10 protein-coding genes are annotated in these 17,633 nt (G+C 42.1%); 7 read left to right on the top strand and 3 right to left on the bottom strand.

The features are described from left to right. The first annotated feature begins 143 nt into the window (after nucleotides 1-143). The 7 genes from ACXHJ2_RS00295 (at nucleotide 144) to metK (ending at nucleotide 11,797) form a co-directional block, all read left to right on the top strand. Nucleotides 144-3,281 (top strand): efflux RND transporter permease subunit, encoded by a 3,138-nt coding sequence (locus tag ACXHJ2_RS00295; protein ID WP_058830217.1) that lies wholly within the window; start codon nucleotides 144-146, stop codon nucleotides 3,279-3,281. 19 nt (nucleotides 3,282-3,300) lie between these two features. Beyond that, nucleotides 3,301-4,647: an efflux RND transporter periplasmic adaptor subunit gene (locus ACXHJ2_RS00300; RefSeq protein ID WP_058830216.1), complete on the top strand. Its 1,347-nt coding sequence runs from the start codon at nucleotides 3,301-3,303 to the stop codon at nucleotides 4,645-4,647. Nucleotides 4,648-5,185: 538 nt separating this feature from the next. After that, nucleotides 5,186-7,576: a copper amine oxidase N-terminal domain-containing protein gene (locus ACXHJ2_RS00305; protein WP_058830215.1), complete on the top strand. Its 2,391-nt coding sequence runs from the start codon at nucleotides 5,186-5,188 to the stop codon at nucleotides 7,574-7,576. Nucleotides 7,577-7,675: 99 nt separating this feature from the next. Continuing rightward, nucleotides 7,676-9,208 (top strand): stalk domain-containing protein, encoded by a 1,533-nt coding sequence (locus ACXHJ2_RS00310; protein WP_058830214.1) that lies wholly within the window; start codon nucleotides 7,676-7,678, stop codon nucleotides 9,206-9,208. 45 nt (nucleotides 9,209-9,253) lie between these two features. Further along, nucleotides 9,254-9,838, top strand: a complete 585-nt coding sequence (locus ACXHJ2_RS00315; protein ID WP_058830213.1) for a hypothetical protein — start codon at nucleotides 9,254-9,256, stop codon at nucleotides 9,836-9,838. Nucleotides 9,839-9,974: 136 nt separating this feature from the next. Beyond that, a complete protein-coding gene (locus ACXHJ2_RS00320; RefSeq protein WP_013373408.1) occupies nucleotides 9,975-10,265 on the top strand; it encodes an alpha/beta-type small acid-soluble spore protein in 291 nt (96 codons plus the stop codon). 329 nt (nucleotides 10,266-10,594) lie between these two features. Further along, complete coding sequence (metK, locus tag ACXHJ2_RS00325; protein ID WP_013373407.1) at nucleotides 10,595-11,797, top strand: methionine adenosyltransferase; 1,203 nt, start codon at nucleotides 10,595-10,597, stop codon at nucleotides 11,795-11,797. Between the two features lie 126 nt (nucleotides 11,798-11,923). Here metK and ACXHJ2_RS00330 read toward each other — a convergent pair whose 3' ends face one another. From ACXHJ2_RS00330 to ACXHJ2_RS00340, 3 genes are read right to left on the bottom strand one after another with little or no spacing between them, the layout of a single operon-like run. Beyond that, nucleotides 11,924-12,826, bottom strand: a complete 903-nt coding sequence (locus ACXHJ2_RS00330; protein WP_165079745.1) for a TetR/AcrR family transcriptional regulator — start codon at nucleotides 12,824-12,826, stop codon at nucleotides 11,924-11,926. A gap of 55 nt (nucleotides 12,827-12,881) precedes the next feature. Then, nucleotides 12,882-15,998 (bottom strand): efflux RND transporter permease subunit, encoded by a 3,117-nt coding sequence (locus ACXHJ2_RS00335; RefSeq protein WP_165079744.1) that lies wholly within the window; start codon nucleotides 15,996-15,998, stop codon nucleotides 12,882-12,884. Further along, on the bottom strand, nucleotides 15,995-17,404 hold the full coding sequence (locus ACXHJ2_RS00340; protein WP_165079743.1) for an efflux RND transporter periplasmic adaptor subunit: 1,410 nt from the start codon (nucleotides 17,402-17,404) through the stop codon (nucleotides 15,995-15,997). The genes ACXHJ2_RS00335 and ACXHJ2_RS00340 overlap by 4 nt, the downstream gene beginning before the upstream one ends. Nucleotides 17,405-17,633 lie beyond the last annotated feature (229 nt).

Here is a 17,633-nt window from a genome sequence, read left to right on the forward strand (position 1 = left end):
TTTTAAGATTTTATCTCAAAATGTGTTTATTATTTTTCTATATGTTTTTTTGCGCATTTATCTGAAACTTTACGCCTATTTCATCGTAGTAGAGGATGTGTGTGCTTAAATATTACATAGAGAAGTGAGTGGGGAGTGATGAGATGTCTCAGTTTTCAATACGCCGTCCTGTAACAGTATTTATGTTAATTGTTGCTTTGTTAATCGGGGGCGGTATTTTTGCGTTAAGGCTTCCTGTCGAGTATATGCCAGATATGAAGCTGCCTTACGCTGCAGTGGTGACTAGTATTCCAAACGCAACGCCTACTGAGGTTGAGGAATTGGTTACTAAACCTATTGAAAAAAGTTTGGCTTCTATCGAGAACGTGGATACAATCACGTCCGAGTCTTCAGAAGGATCATCTATGGTCATGATTCAATTTAACTGGGGAGTAGATATGAACCAGGCAACCCTCGATATGAGGGATAAAGTTGATACCATTAGAGGTTCTCTTCCAGATGCAGCAAATTCGCCACGTGTTCTTAAAGTGGATCTCAATGCAACGCCAGTTATTACCCTCGCTTTCACAGGAGACCAGGATATTAACAAGCTGAAGCCTATTGCTGAAGATATTATCGAGCCGCGGCTTGAAAGAATTGCAGGAGTAGCTGCAGCCAACATGTCAGGTGGACAAGAACGACTCGTAAAGATTACAGTGGATCAGGCCAAGCTTCAAAGCTATGGCATTACGCTGGATCAAATCCGCCAGGCCCTATCGGCTAATAATATTGCTGGTTCTGCGGGTTCTGTATATCGTGGTAATACACAAATTCAACTTCGAGTTCAAGGTGAATATAAAGCTGTTTCAGAAATGGGCGAAACCCCAATCCCTGTAGGTAAGGGAAGCGTGAAATTGAAGGATATCGCGACAGTTGAAGACTCCGTAGAAGAGGTTACCACTATTTCTACCTTTAACGGGAAGCCAAGTATTAATATTTCTGTTACTAAGGCTACAGGTGGAAATACTCTTTCAATCGCGAATTCTGTGAAGGAAAGTTTGGAGTCAATACGGAAGGACCTGCCTCCGGGAACTCAACTGGAGATGGTAACGGATGCTTCCAAACCCATTAGCGATTCCGTACACTCACTAATAGAGCATGCTATATTAGGGCTTATTATCGCAGCCATTGTGTTGCTGTTATTTTTGAATAGTATACGTTCTACTATTATCGCTGCGATCGTTATCCCAATTTCTTTCGTAGCAACGTTTATGATGATGTATTTCACCGGACAAACCATTAATATTATTTCACTGAGCGGTTTGCTTCTGGGGCTAGGATCCTTTGTCGACTTTGCCGTTGTTATTATTGAAAATATCTTTAGGCAACGACATGAAGGGAAAAGTATGCTACAAGGAGCTATTGACGGCTCCAAGCAAGTAGGCAATGCGGTTATGGCATCAGCACTAGCACAGATTGTAGTATTTTTACCTGTTGTCTTTGTTGATGGTATTGCTGGAGTTATGTTTAAACCGTTGGCACTAACTGTTATCTTTTCTCATATAGCAGCCTTGCTCGTATCCCTTATGATTGTGCCGATGCTGGGGTCACGTTGGTTGCCTACCGTACCGGATGAATCTATATATTCTTCAGGTACTTATAAAGGTATTAACCCTATTGTGTGGTTTAATATCGGATTTGAGAAATTTAAGGGTGGCTATCGACGTGTACTGAAGTGGGGCATTAATCATAGAAAATCTGTTTTAATTATTACTGTATTAATGTTTGTGGCAGCTGGGGCTCTGATTTCTATGGTTAAGGCTGAATTTATTCCTGAATCCGACACTGGGGAATTCTCAGTTACAGTGAAACTTCCTAATGGAACAGTTCTAGAGGAAACTGAAAGAGTTGTTCAAGGTATAGAAAAAGAAATTTTGAAAGTTCCTGATCTGGATAAAATGACGGTGACTGTTGGTTCTGGTGGTCTTTCTGGTTATTCAGGGGCGGCTCCATCCAATTCGGCACAACTAAGTGTAACGCTGAAGGATGGCCATCAAGCAACAGATGTTATAGTTGAAGGCCTTCGTAAGAAATTTGATAGTATTCCGGATGCAGAGATTACACTGGCGTCCGCAACAGGTCTTTCGACTGGAGCAGCTGTTAACATTAATCTGAAAGGCGACGATATGGATGTCTTGAGGGAACTCTCCGACAATCTCGTTGCTGGCGTAAAGAACATACCGGGAACGGTCAATGTAAAAAGTTCTTTGAATGCGGTTCGCGAAGAATATGAGATTACTGTTAACCGAGAACTTGCTAGTCAATATGGCTTATCAGCAACACAAATTTTATCCGCTGTGAACACTTCCTTTAATGGATCTGTTGCAACAAGCTATCGCACAGGTGATGATCAAATCGATGTGAAAATATCTTTGCCAGAGCAGAATCGCCATGACTGGTCCTATCTGAATGCATTACGTATTACCACTTCACAAGGGATTGATGTACCTTTATCTTCAGTAGCAAGTATTGATAAACGCGCTGTACCGGATAGTGTCACCCGTGAAGATCAAACGCGTCAAGTACAGATTTCTGCTGACATTGATGGATCAGGTGACATTCTAAGCGTCAATCAAAAAATAGATGCTCTTTTGAAGAGTACCCACTTCCCAGAAGGTTATAGTGCAGATACGGGAGGCGGGCAAAATGAACAAATGATGGAGTCCTTTATAAACTTAGCCATAGCTATTCTGCTATCTGTAGTTCTGATTTATATGGTTATGGCAGGACAGTTTGAATCGTTGCTTACACCATTTGTTATTATGTTTTCGATTCCGCCTACGTTAATTGGGGTGCTTATTGGTCTTGTTGTAACGGGAGCGAGCCTCAGTGTACCAGCTTTTACTGGTTACATCATGCTCGTCGGCTTGGTCGTCAACAATGCTATTGTTATGATTGATTACATTATTCAGCTTCGAAAAGAAGGCGAAGATCGAGATGAAGCTATTATTCATGGAGCGTCTGAGCGGTTGCGTCCGATTTTGATGACAACGCTGGCTACTGTACTAGCTTTGATTCCTATGGCATTTGCTAAAGGTGACGGTAATGAGACACAAGCTCCTATGGCGGTTGTTGTTGTATTCGGGTTATCCTTCGCAGCTTTGGTCACGCTAATTCTTATTCCGGTTGTTTATGTTATTTTGGACAATATCATTCAAAAACGTAAAAATCGCAAACTGAAAAGACAAGAAAAGAAACAACTAAAAAAAGAAGCGAAACTACAAAAAAGTGTTCATATATAAGGTGAGGTGGAGAAACATAATGAATAAAAAAAGTGCTCTGATTGCCACAACTTTGCTTTTATCAGTTGCATTAGCAGGCTGCGGTGGGGGGGAGGCCCCTGCTGCACCAGCTTCAGTGCAGAAGGCAATCCCAGTTCAAGTGGCAAAAGTGACTAAAGGTAGCATTAAGGATTCAACAGGGATTATTGGAAGCTTTGCTCCCAAAGAGACAGCTCAGGTATCTCCAAAGATTAGCGGTAAAATTCAAAGTATTAACCTTACAGTGGGACAAAAGGTAAACAAAGGCGACACATTGTTTACTATAGACCAAAAGGATATACAGGACTCAATTAAGCAATCCCAGGAATCATACCAGGTTGCCTTAGCCAATTTAAAACAGGCTGAGTCAGGCGCAGCACAATCTGTGCAACAGTCAGAGTCCAGTGTGGATCAAGCCAAAAGTGCGCTTGTACAGCAAGACAATTCCATTACTCAAGCTCAGACCAGCTTGCTTGATGCTCAGAATTCCGTACGTGATGCACAAAATACGCTTAATCGCAACCAACAGTTGTTTAGTGCGGGAGCTCTATCTCAATCCGAGTTAGAGCAGTCTCAAATAGCGTATCGAAAGGCTCAAACTGCGGTGGAAAATGCACAGATCGCACTTCACAATGCACAAACATCCAAAGAAAGTGCACAAACAACATATAATAATGCTCAGAAATCATTGCGTCTTGCACAACAGAAAACAGGCATAGACGTAGCGCGCGCTTCTGTAAATCAAGCCAAAGCCAGTTTAGACACAGCACGTAGCCAACTGGTGGATGCTGTAGTCAAAGCTCCGATTTCCGGCACGATATCGGTAGTAACAGGAGTTCAAGGACAAATGGTTAGTGCGCAATCTGCAGTTGTTACAATTGCAAATACCAATCCTATCATTGCTAAAGTCAACGTTTCTGAATCAGAGCTTCTGAAGATGCAGGTGGGTTCATCTGTAACTGTAGGTGTGGACTCATTAGACAAGCGCATTGAAGCCAGAGTGTCGGCCGTCAATCCGGTAATGGATAATGACCTCAAGGCATATCCTGTCGAGATTTCGGTTCCTAATGGTTCTGGCGAATTAAAATCAGGGATGGTTGTAACTGTATATATGAAGACAGAGGCTCCTAAAAACATTTTAGTATCGCAGGATGCTGTTACAGAGCAGGCAGGGAAGAAATATGCATATGTAGTGGAGGGTACTGTTGCTAAGAGGGTAGAAGTGCAGACAGGCCAGGAAAGTGCCAAACAGGTTGAGGTCACCAAGGGGCTCACTGAGGGACAAAATGTCGTCGTTAAGGGCGTAAGTTTGCTTTCAGATGGCGCGAAGATTAATGTAGTAAAATAATTTGTTTCGTTATATTTACATTATATTGCTGTTCTCCGTCATTTCTACTATTTAAAGTGTATTAGAGTATTAGATTTCTAAGGAATCTATAGTCTTTATGTACTTTATGTATTCTATGGATTATTCGTTACGAATATACTCCATTAAAGACCTAATTAATGTACAGAAAATACCCCTGTACATTTAAGGTTGAGAAGGTAAAAGTTGTAGGATGACGGAGGAACAGGTTCAATAGTATAATTATGACTGTGGAAAGCGGAATACATAATCAAAAAAAATAAAATTTTTTTTGAAACAGACGCAACTTTTTGGACCCATGCTACGTCTAATTGGGTGAGTATGAAACAAAGGGGTACAAAAGCGTAAAGACAAAATTCGCTAAAAAAAATCTTTACTGCATTGTTATCACATTGTATAATACTGGAGTACGTCATAAATGGACGCTTTCTTTCAACTAGATTCCAAGCTTCTGTGATATTGTCACAGATATCATTTTATAAGGGTTCTCATAAAGCTCGGAAAGGAGGTGTAACGACTGATGAGTGACAAGATCCGACAAAAAGACAAAAATAATATTTCTGTTTATATTCAAGGAGGAGAAAAAAAGGTTATGACAAAGTTTAACAAAAAAATGATCAACGTGCTGGCAACAGCAACATTGGTTGCTGGTGTAGCAGCTCCAATCGCAGCATTGACTGCACCAACTGCTATCCATGCATCTTCCAGCTACACATCTCTAAATACTCCTACAATTGATGCCAATGCTAAATTGTATGTGAAAGATAGTGTAGGTACATTTGATGGCAGAGTAAAAGTAGTAATTAGTAAAGCATCCCTTCAAAACAATTCTTCTTTTACTGTGACTTTGCCTAAAGGCTTCGAGTTTGATAACTCAAAAGCTGATAAAACTGTTGGCGTTATTGGTACCACTGTTAATGACATTAAAACTGGAAGTGTTAGCGACGCTACTTACGGTTTGGGTGTGTATGCAGACTTTGATGGCAACACTGGCCTTAAAGTTGACGCACAACCTTTGTACAATGGTACTAACAGAGTAAACTCTGCAAAAATCAGTGTTTCTGGTGGAACTAACCTGAGTGATGATGTTACTCTTTACCTGAACTTCAGCAAAATTAATGTAACTGGACCAAGCAATGGACCAGTTAAAGCAACAATTGATGCTGCTTCCAACAGTGGTTTGACTAGTGGTGAAGTAGTGATTGCGAATGTGGTTTCTTCTGGTCAAATCTCTTTGGCTGCTAAAGATACTGTTTCCAACACTGACAACTTTACTTTCACTTTGAATGTTAAAGAACAAACGGCTGGATCACTGAAAACAGGAAACATTAAATTGAAACTGCCAAGTGGTTTCAAATGGAACGCTCCTGACTTCACAAACACTCAATTCTTGTATGGTGGTGCTGGTGTCAAAGTAATTCCTTCTGTAGATGGCGACACTTTGACTTTGTCCACAGATAAATCTACTACCGAACAAAGTGCTATTAATCTCCCATTGAGCTTCTACGTTGATGATGAGACTAACACTAAAGAAGGCGATGTAGTAGCTAATATTTCTGGTAATGCTACTACTGACGTTAGCTCCCTTGTAGTAGGTAGCTATGGTCAAATCGGTGGTGGTGTATCTGTAGCTACACCAACAACAATCCTTGCTGGTCATGACGAGCAAAAAATCGGTGACTTGGTTGTTAAAGAAGCTGTAGCTGGTTCTTTTGTAGAAGGACGTACAGTAACTTTGCGTTTGCCAGAAGGTGCTCGTTGGCAGTCTACTTTTGACAAAGCTGATCCTGCTAAAAACGAATTTAGTGGATCTCTTGAATACGCAAATGGTTTCAGTGGAGTAGATGTTACTTATACCGATTCCGACAAACGTACTTTGAGATTGACTTACAAAGGAAGCAAAACAACTAATGACCCAGGTAAACTGACTTTGAAAAACTTCGAAGTTGCTACTCAACCAGGTTTCTCCGGAGATCTGAATGTTGAAGTTGCTGGTAGCCAAGGTCTGAATGGTACTGTTAAGGTTGCAACTGTGAAACAAGCAGTTACTTTGGCTGCTGCTTCCAAACCAACCCTGACAATCGGTCTGGGAGATCAGCAAATTGGTGATATCACAATCACTGAAGCTGCTAAAGAAGCTTTGACAAAAGACGGAAACCGTGAAGTAGTTCTGGAATTGCCTGTTGGCGTTCGCTTTGCTTCTACTCCAGATGTGAAAGTTACAACTGGTGATGCTAAGATCAAGAGCGTATCTACAGATACTTACGGCGATAGCAACAAAGGTCGTTTGACTTTCTACGTTGATAGCGAAAGCACAACTCCAAGTACAATCACAATTTCAGCTCCTAAGCTGACTGTTGACCGTACTGTAGCTCAAGGCGATATCGTTGCTAAACTGAAAGGTAGTGCTGTTTCTTACACTGCGTACAAAGGTAGCAGTGTAACTCAAAACTGGAAAGACAATAATACGTCTGCTGCTGAAACAGCAATCGCAACTATTGGAACTCCAGCTCCAGGTGCTACTAAAACTAAAGCTGTCTTCACACTGGGAAGCACTTCTTACACTGTGAACGGCCAATCTAAAACAGCTGATGTAGCTGCTTATGCTGAAAACGGACGCACTTACTTGCCAGTACGTTATGCAGCTGAAGCTTTGGGTGTATCCCCACAAAACATCCTGTTTGACAAAGCAACTTCCACAGTTACCCTGATTAAAGGTGACCGCGTTGCTCAAATCAAACTGAACACTAACCTGTTGACTGTTAACGGTTCTGTGATTCGTATGGACGTTAAAGCTGTAACTAACAAAAACCGTACTGTACTGCCTATCTTCTGGGTGAGCAGAGCGCTGGATGCATCCATCAACTATGATGCAACTGCTAAAACAGTAACTGTTGAAAACAACAACTAATTTAAGAGCAACTCTTTTGAGTTAACTGAATTAGATGAGAAGAGGGTTCCTTTTGGAGCCCTTTTCTTTTATTAGTCTTATTGACAAAGGAGAAAAGTTATGAAACGTTTTGGAGTGGCATTACTATCCACATTGGTTCTTACTTCTGCGTTTGCTAATCTTGCAGGAGCTCAGTCAGGTGATATAAAGGTTATTATTAACGGTGTAACTCAGCAATATACACAGTCTCCGATAGTCAGTCAAAATACAACCCTAGTGCCTCTTCGTGGTGTTTTTGAAAGCTTGGGAGCGCAAGTAGAGTGGGACAGCAAAGCCAAAAAAGTAATAGCATCTAAAAATGATGATACATTAACTTTAAATATTGGTTCTAAACTTGCCTATAAAAACAGTAATCCTGTACAGCTCGATGCGGCAACTCAAATTCAAAAGGGTCAAGTGCTCGTTCCTTTACGTTTTGTGAGCCAATCATTAGGCGCCAAAGTAAATTGGGATCAAGCTACACGAACAGTGACCATTTCGAATCAAGCTAATGGGAGCGTCACTGACACTAATAGCTTGTCCAGTAAGCCACTCACAGCCCCTGTAACCAAAGTTACTTATGATACCTACTATAATGATTCCTTAAGTTATGATGACGCAGTTAAATTGGCTATTGTTGATAGCACTTCAATCAAAACAGTTGAAACAAGTATTGATCAGGCTGGGAAAATTATGAAAGAAGCGGGTAAGAATATTGACTTTGTTCCCGCTGAGGCAGGTGTTGAAGCACTAGATAAAGCTTACAAAGGTTATGCCCAAACGAACCTTAATTATGAAGCAGCTAAAAAGAACCTGGAACTGACCAAAGAAGGTATTGAATATAACGTGAAGGATCTATACAATAAACTCCTTCAAAAACAAAATGCGGTTAAACTGGCAGCATTGAATATTGAAGATGCAGAGCGAAAACTTAAAGTTGCGCAAATCAAGAGAGATAATCAAATGTCGAGTGATTATGAAGTTACCCAAGCGACCAATCAGTTGACTCAAAATCAAGCAGCTTTGGATAAAGCTAAAAAAGATTTGGATAGTGCATATGTATCTTTAAATCAATTGATTGGCTACAAACCAGAGCAACGTTATGAATTGAAGGATAAGCCTGTATATTCTGAATTTAAAGATAATGTAGAGACAAAAGTAAGCCAAGTACTCACTAGCAGCACTGCCATTTGGTTGAGTGAGCAAAAAGTGGATTTGGCTGAACTGAGTTTGAAGCTTTATAACTTTAGCACTCCAGGAAATACCCCTTATGAAGCTGAACAACTTAATGTTGAAAAGGCTCAGTATGCTACAGAAGGCACAAAGAGACAATTGGAAGAAGCTGTGAGAACAATTTATAACAACATCAAAGCATTGGAAAGTCAGTACTCACAGATTCAAGCCGGTTTGGTGAGTGCAAGAAGTGCGGCTGATATGGCTAAAAAGCAATTTGATGTTGGATTGGCTACAGAGCTTCAGGTTTACGAGGCTAATTTGAAAGTGACTACCGCTGAACAACAAGCGGAAGATATTGTTTCAAGTATTGATACTTTGAAGCTGGCTTTCAATAAGCCATGGGCTATGCAAGGTTCCGCTGGAGCAAGTGCGCAATAATTTAAGCTTACCTATACTTGTTATAACCTGCAGTAGGAGGTCTTCATGAAATCACGCTATAAAGTATCGTTGGCTGTTGTTTTACTTGGAGGAGGAATTGTGGCTGGCTCTTTGATGAACAATTCAGTCAATGGAGCCTCCAGTTCTGGACAACCTGGAACAGCTGATGATCCAGTCGTAACCAAAAGCTATGTTGATCAAAAAATTGCTCAAGCCATCAAAGGTGGGGGAAGTGCAAGTAGTACTAGTAGTAAGACAACTAGTTCGACTGCTCCAGCAACAAACACCACTACTTCTAATACAACCACGTCTTCAGGAACCTCTAATGCAACTAAAAGTTCAACGGTGGAGCAGACAGAGGCTTTGAAGGTTGTTGATGTAAAGCCTGGTCAGAAACTAATTGCTAAAGCTGGAGCAGAATTTATTTTACGTAATGGAAATGCTGTTGTGTATAGCATGGATGCCAGTGGTGCTATTGATATTACTTCTGGAACTGAAATTGTTCATAACCAGGCTGTCGAAAAAAATCATTTATTATCGTTTCCTAGAGAAGGAAGAGGTATTCAAGTAAAAGAAGGCCAAAAGTATGGCTTAGTCGTTATGGTACGTGGCGGCTATACTGTTCAATAACTGGGGTCTATCTCTTTTTAAGGTACTCTTTTTCTTAAATCCTGCTTGGGATAGCAAATTGTTCTTGGCTAAGTTGACTTTAAACACTGCACACTAACTTCATGAAAAATAATTCATTGAGTGGAGGGTGCGTACAATGGCGTCAAGAGGTCAAAGACGATTAATTCCCGAAAGCCGTGCCAGGTTAGATGATTTGAAGTATGAAATTGCTGCCGAATTTGGGTTGCCTGTTTATAATCCTCAATATGCACATATACATCCGAATGCTGACAGTGAATTTGCTGCAGAGTTGGGAGAGTTTACGAGGAGTCAAAATGTAGCGTGGCGCGATTTAACTTCAAGACAAAATGGCTCCGTTGGTGGAGAGATTACTAAAAGATTGATACAATCCGCTGAACGTAGCTTATCTGAATTTGGTACATTATAAATTGTAATTATTTATACAGATTTTAAACAAATAGTAGGTATAAACTGGAGCTATTTACATGTGGATCAAAATGGTTCGCATGTAAACTCACTTCATTTTCGAATTTTGTTATTTGGATGACATGAATTGACACCTTGTTTTAAATAGGATATCATGGCATTTGAGGCTTGTACGCAACCTTTTCCTACCGGAAAAGGTTCATTTTTTGTTAATCAGGTGTAAAAGATATCTTCCGTCATTTGTTGGGTTGAAGGTAACTGAATAATGCCATGCCATGTTAGGATTTATTAAAAATCCTCATGTATTTTAATTGTGGGAGGTTGAAATTCATGTCTGTAAAAGGTCGTCATTTGTTCACGTCCGAGTCTGTAACAGAAGGCCATCCGGATAAAATTTGTGATCAGATATCCGATGCTGTATTGGACGCCTTTTTGGCTAATGACCCTAATGCACGGGTAGCATGTGAAGTATCGGTAGCTACCGGTCTTGTTCTCGTCATTGGTGAAATCAGCTCCAAATCGGAATACGTGGATATTCCATCCATTGTTCGTAATACGATTAAGGAAATTGGTTATACACGTGCAAAATACGGTTTTGACTATAATACTTGTGCTGTATTGACTTCTTTGAATGAACAGTCGCCAGACATTGCTCAAGGGGTTAACGCTGCCCTGGAAAGCCGTGATCCTGCTGAAGTAGATAAGGAAACAGAAAACATTGGGGCTGGGGACCAAGGATTAATGTTCGGTTTTGCTACGAACGAAACACCTGAGCTAATGCCTCTTCCTATCGCTATGTCTCACCGTATTGCACGACGCTTGTCTGAAGTGCGTAAGGATGGAACACTGAATTACCTTCGTCCAGATGGTAAAACTCAAGTAACGGTAGAATATGAAAATGGCAAACCTGTCCGTATTGATGCCATTGTGGTTTCTACGCAGCATGCAGAAGATACTACTTTGGAGCAAATTCAAGCAGATATCAAAGAAAAGGTTATTTTGCCAGTGGTTCCTGCCGAATTGCTGGATGAGCAAACCAAGTACTACATTAATCCGACAGGACGCTTTGTAATCGGTGGTCCTCAAGGGGATGCAGGTCTGACAGGCCGTAAAATTATTGTGGATACGTACGGTGGTTATGCACGTCATGGCGGGGGAGCATTTTCGGGTAAAGATCCAACAAAAGTGGACCGTTCTGCTGCTTATGCTGCTCGTTATGTGGCGAAAAACCTCGTGGCAGCTGGATTGGCTGACAAGGTTGAAATACAGCTTGCTTATGCCATCGGTGTAGCTACGCCTGTTTCGATTAACGTCGATACATACGGAACAGGGAAAGTCAGTGATGAAAAACTCGTTGAATTGATTCGAAATAACTTCGATCTTCGCCCAGCAGGCATCATTCGCATGTTGGATCTGCGTCGTCCAATTTACAAGCAAACAGCTGCCTACGGTCACTTTGGACGTACAGATCTGGATGTACCGTGGGAGAGTGTAGATAAAGCGGAAATTCTGAGAGAGCAAGCGGGGTTATAATCCTCGTAGGTTATCAGAATGATGCATTAACCTAAAAAGACTGTTCATGCTATGCATGAGACAGTCTTTTTTTGATATGCTTGCTATTAGCTATGAACTTGCCACAGTGTACTTAATTTCGCTCCACTATTCGGATATCGGTGCGAGACCCAATAAATTTCTGAGTAAATGACACACCTTCTGTACTTCCTTATATTGCTCCAAATACGCAAAAAGAGCTTTCAAGAGACCTTTTTGAGGGTTCGATTTCAGAGCCTCTTCCTTTATTTGAGCGTAAATTTGCTGACATTCCTGTTTCTCCTCTGAGCTCCACGAAGACAGCAGTATACTGTCTTCCAGGGAGTGGAGAAGGCCGTTAATTTGACGACCTTGGTCAAAGGGATTACTTAAAGCGCTCTCGGGTAACCAGCCTTTCTTGCTCCAAAACAAATGTGGAGCGGGATCAGCACTGCTCAGGCTGGTTGCCAAGGAACTGGATAAGAAGATGATAAACTGTGTTAGATGCTCAATCGTTTCATCATTCATCCGATCGGCAAAGAAGCGAATATATTCAAACACAATGCTTTTCAGCACAAAGGTTATATCCCATGCATGATCTTCAATGCCTGGTCCAAAAATATCAATCAGGCAGTCGCGAACCCATTTGTATAATTTGTATTCATGCTGTTCAAACGCACCATTGAGTTGTTCATTTTGAAAAATAAGCATGGAAGGCTCAGGAAGATCCATCATGAGATACACTTTGTTTTCAACAAGATTTTTCAAGTAGAGTACAATAAAACCGTGCAGCTTATCGTGTTTAGATAGGTCAGGTTTACTGTAGAGAGTTCGGATGTCTTGTTCAATATTGTTTTCCAGAATGACACACATTTCCAAAGGCAATTCTTCTTTCCCTTGAAAATATTTATAGAAGGATGCTTTTGCCATTCCACTTTCTTTAGCGATTTCTTCAACAGATGTTGAATAATAGCCTTTTCTGGAGAACAGCCGAATGGCCGCCTGTAAAATATCATTTTTTTTACTTTCCATACATACTCCCTCCAGGAACCAACTCGACAGCATGCGGAATTCGATACTTCATACATTACAAAGGTTGGTCACGTGTAATAACTGTGTGCTGCTGTTTTTTGAGTTGCCGGTGCATCTTGTACTTGGCCATGATCATATACAAGGACGGCACCACAAACAAAGTTAACAAGGTTGAAAATAACAAACCGAAAATGACGGTGAACGCCAGTGGCTTAAAGAGCAGGCTCCCTAATAGTGCTAATGGAATCATACCTACAATGGCAGCCAGGGAAGTCAACAAAATCGGTCTGAAGCGAGCAGCGGCGGCTTGTATTACGGCTTCCCTTAACTCCACTCCTTCATGTCTTGCATCCTCGATAAATTCAATTAAGACAATCCCGTTCCGTACCACAATACCCGCAAGTGCGATAATTCCCATGATACTCATAAAACCGATGGGCATACCAGTTAGAAAAATACCAATAATCCCGCCGGCAGCTGCTAGGTACACGGTCGTCATAATAATAATAGGAATGGAGAGTGAATAAAACTGCATCGTGATCAAGAGTAAAATGAGTAAGACTACAACAATCGCCAGCTTCCCTAAATCTCCGAATATGGTGGACTGATCGGATGTTTCACCGCCTACCTCCCATTTATAGCCTTCAGGGAACTTCATTTGTGCCAGTTTGCCTTCCACATCTACCATGGCTTCACTTGCAGTTCTTCCATTCAAGTCAGCTTCGACCGTAATCGTCCGCTCCATATTGTAATGCTTGATTTGCTGAATAGCAAATGACGGTTTAATCTGTACAAGCTGGTTTAATGGAATTTGCTTGCCAGCTGTATTCACTACACTTAATTGTTGGAAAAGCTTACTTGGCTCCTCGTTACTGTGATTCAAATACATTTTGATATCTACCAGACTGCTTCCCGTATCGAATTGACTGACTTGAGCTCCTTCTTTTAACAGAAGAAGGGTACGAGTCAAATCTGTGTAGCTTACTAGATACTGATCCATGGCTTGTTTGTTGACCTCAAGCTCGAGGGCATATCGTTCAATTCCTATGTCATCTACGATGCCCGTTGTGCCCTCAACTGTCGCGATCTGCTCCTTTGCTTTTTGGGCAAGGGTTTGCAGTTCATTCAGATCCTGACCTGAGATACGAATAGAAACGGGTTTACCTACTGGAATCCCAAGACGGGGAACATACATGGTAACCGTAACGCCAGGGTAGGATTTCTTAACATGTTGTTCCCAAGCATCAACTGTCGAATTGAGATCGAATACGTTCTCTTTTCCGACAACAGCAATCTGACCTACGGTTTCGTTATAACTGATAGTTCCACCCGCACTATTAATGTCACTAAACAGTTGGGGGGCAGTCCCACCTGCACTGTAAACGACCTTGGAAGTTTCGGGTTGCTTCTTAATCCAGCCTGCAAGATCTTTAACGACCTGGTCGGTTTCCGCAATGGAAGTGCCTACAGGCATTTTTACATTTAATGCAACATGAGGATCTTCAGATTCAGGGAAAAGCTCAACCGATGTAAAGGGAACTAATCCATAAGCGGCTGTTCCAAGCATGAGTCCAACCATAGCCGTCAGCAAGGGACGCTGAATGACTTTAGGCATCAGCTTTTGTGAATAAAGCTTGTTTAAAGAGTGAATCTGCTGACCGAGCAAGCCTACTGGTTTAGATTTCCTCTGAGGATGACGAGTCTGTCTGCGTTTCTCATACCACTCTCGAAAAATAGGGATGATCGTGAGAGACATGATCATAGAAGCTAACATGGCCAGAGAAACAATGGTGGGAATGGGTCTAATAAAGGCACCTACATTTCCGGGCAGAAACAACAATGGAGCAAAGGCAGAGATCGTGGCCAATGTTGCAATCAAAATAGATAGCATGACCTCTTTGGTACCTTTTATAGCTGCAACGGAGGGTGGCTCTCCTAATTCCGTAAGTCTGCGCTCAATATTATCGTTTACCACTACAGCGTCATCCACGAGTATGCCGAGTACAATGATCAGACCGACAACGGAAATCTGATTTAGAGTAATGCCGAACATAGGTAAAAAGATAACGGCAATCGAAACCGAAATAGGGATTGCCAGCGCGACAAAAGCTGAGGTGAGTAAATTCAAGCCCAACATACAAACAAGAATAACCGCTGCAATGGCCAGAATCGTTTCACGCTTTAAGTCGTCAAAGATATGGCTTACCTGATCCTTTTGTGCAAAGAGAGTCTGTAAGTGAACACCCGCAGGGAGTGTTTTCTCCAGCTCTTTGAGCTTGCTATTGACCTTTGCGCTCATAGAAGGGATGTCTGTGCCTGTTTCCGCCCCAATACTTAGTGTAATGGCCGGTTTACCCTCTACGTAAGCGAAATATTCCGCCTCAGGATGTGCCAGCTCAGTTGCACCGATATCTCTTAAATAAACAGGGTTACCTTCTTTGGTACGTGTCAAAATGACCTGATTTAATTCATCAGCTTTTTCGGTCTCACGAACAACGAGTTGATAGGTTCGTCCGTTGTATTCAATATTACCAGTAGGAACCCGATCCATCTGAGACTGGATTGCTTGAGCCACTTGACCCCACGATAATTGATATTGCTGAAGCTTTTGGTTGTCAATATGAACACGTACTTCCTGATCGGGAAGACCATTGAATTTGACACTGGATACGCCGGAAATTGTATTAAGTTGATCTTTCCAGGTGTTGGTCAAATCATTTAGTTTATACAGGGGTGCAGATGAGTCGGCAGTCAGGGCATAAGAGCCGATAAATGAGCTGGTCAGCTTGTCATTTACAACAGGCACTTCAGCGCCTTGAGGAAGATCAGCTTGTGCATCCTGCACTTTTTTACGCATATTATCCCAAACCGTTTGAGGATCAATTCCATTTTTGGATTCGATTAAAATAGATGAGAATCCGTTCCCAGAGGTCGAATTAATCGTTTTAACACCTTCAACCTCCTTGATGCGTTTCTCCAGCTCTTTAGTTACGGTTTGTTCTACTTTTTGTGGCGAAGCACCGGGATAGACGGTTGTGACCGTAGCGTTCTGTATAGTCACGTCGGGCATTTCCTGCTGTGGTAACTGGAAAAAACCGAAAACCCCGACTGTAATCAGCATGACAAAAAACAGTAATGTAATTTTTCGTTTTTTTACGATGTACTCAATCATGGGCGTCCGCCTTCTTCCGACTGAATCGCATTTCCATCAAACAGATTTTCTGCCCCTTTAACGACAATACGTTCTCCTTCACGAAGCCCAGATACAATTTGCAATTGGTTTTCTACAACCTGATTGCCAAGCTCCACAGGGGTTCTAACCGCTTTTCCTTGAACATCTTTGAAAATAAAGGGCTTGCTTCCCGTATTGATGACCGCTTCTGCAGGAACAAGAATTCCATTCTTGTCTGTCACCTGATGCGCAGCTTTAATGACCTGGCCGGGTAACCAGTCTCGCTTTGGATTGGCAATGACAATCTCTACGTTAACTCTCCCTGTATCTGTGCTGGTTGAAGGATAGATGTTGGACACCGTACCTTGACGAGTTTCTTCGTAGAGCGCTACCTGTACCTGTTGTCCCTTTTTCCAATCCTTAATTTCACTGTCCGGTACGGGAAGTAGCACTTTGAGACGGTCAATGGAGCCTATGCGATAAACCGCTTGGCCTGACGCGACCAAATCGCCTGTATTCACGATTTTGTCTAAGATTACGCCGTTCACGGGAGAAGTTAAACGGGTGCGTGACAGTGCTAGCTCTGCCTGGTCCTTGGCGACAAGGGCTTTTTCGTAATTGGCACGCGCTTGTTTTTGGGAAGCCTCTGCTTGTTCGCTGGCTGCAAGAGCTTTAGTTTTACCTGCAATCGCATCCTGAAAGGAAGCTTGGACAGATTGATGCTCTTCGGCTGTGGCCCCTTCCAGCAAAAGAGATAAGGAAGCTTTCGCTTGCTCCAGATTTTGAAGAGCAGTGGTAGCGTTCAGGCGGGCGTTCTCGTTATCCGACGCGGTAGCTGCCCCCGCCTCAAACAGCTTTTGTGTCCGCTCGCTATCCGCCTTGGCTTTGTTATAGGCGCTTTGTGCCTTATCGACAGTGGTTTGAGCTTGCTGTTTTTCCTGAGCGCGCGCACCCTTGTTGACCTTGCTGACATTTGCACGAGCATTCGCAATACCAGCATCGGCAGATTGAATCGCAGAGTTAGCTGCCTGTAGGTTAGCCTGTGCGTTATCTATACCGGCTAGAGCTTCTTGGATCGAGGCCGTTGCCTGTGCAACCTGCAGCCTATAGTCAGCGTCATCTAGACGGGCAATGATTGTACCTTTTTGGACAAGAGTACCGGTCGTGATCTCAGCGCTAGTGACGGTACCGCCGTTTTGAAAGGCTAGTGTACGTTCCTCATAAGCCTGAAGGGTACCTGACAAGTCATAGGCGGTATGGAGTGGTGTGTTTTTGACGACTGTAGTGCGCACAACGGTCGGCTGTGCGGATGAACCTGAAGCAGCATCTTTTTTTCCGGTAGAGCATCCAGCGATGGCGAGGCTCAGTGATAAGGTGAGTATGATGATGGCCCGTTGTTTATTCATGATTATTATCCATCCTTCCAATAGGGTCATAAGTCTCTGTTAAACTTACTGGTTTAAAATGAACTCATAAGTTCATGTGTATTATAGTGCGCCAATATTGTATTCGTCAATTCACTGTTTTAGATTTTATGAATTAGTTGGCGGGATTTCGGAACTTTTGCCTTTATAATAAGTCTATTAACATAAGAGGATTTTTTTGTTTATTGGTAGAGTACATGTGCGGGTTAAT

It is taken from the genome of Paenibacillus sp. ALE3, assembly GCF_054113405.1.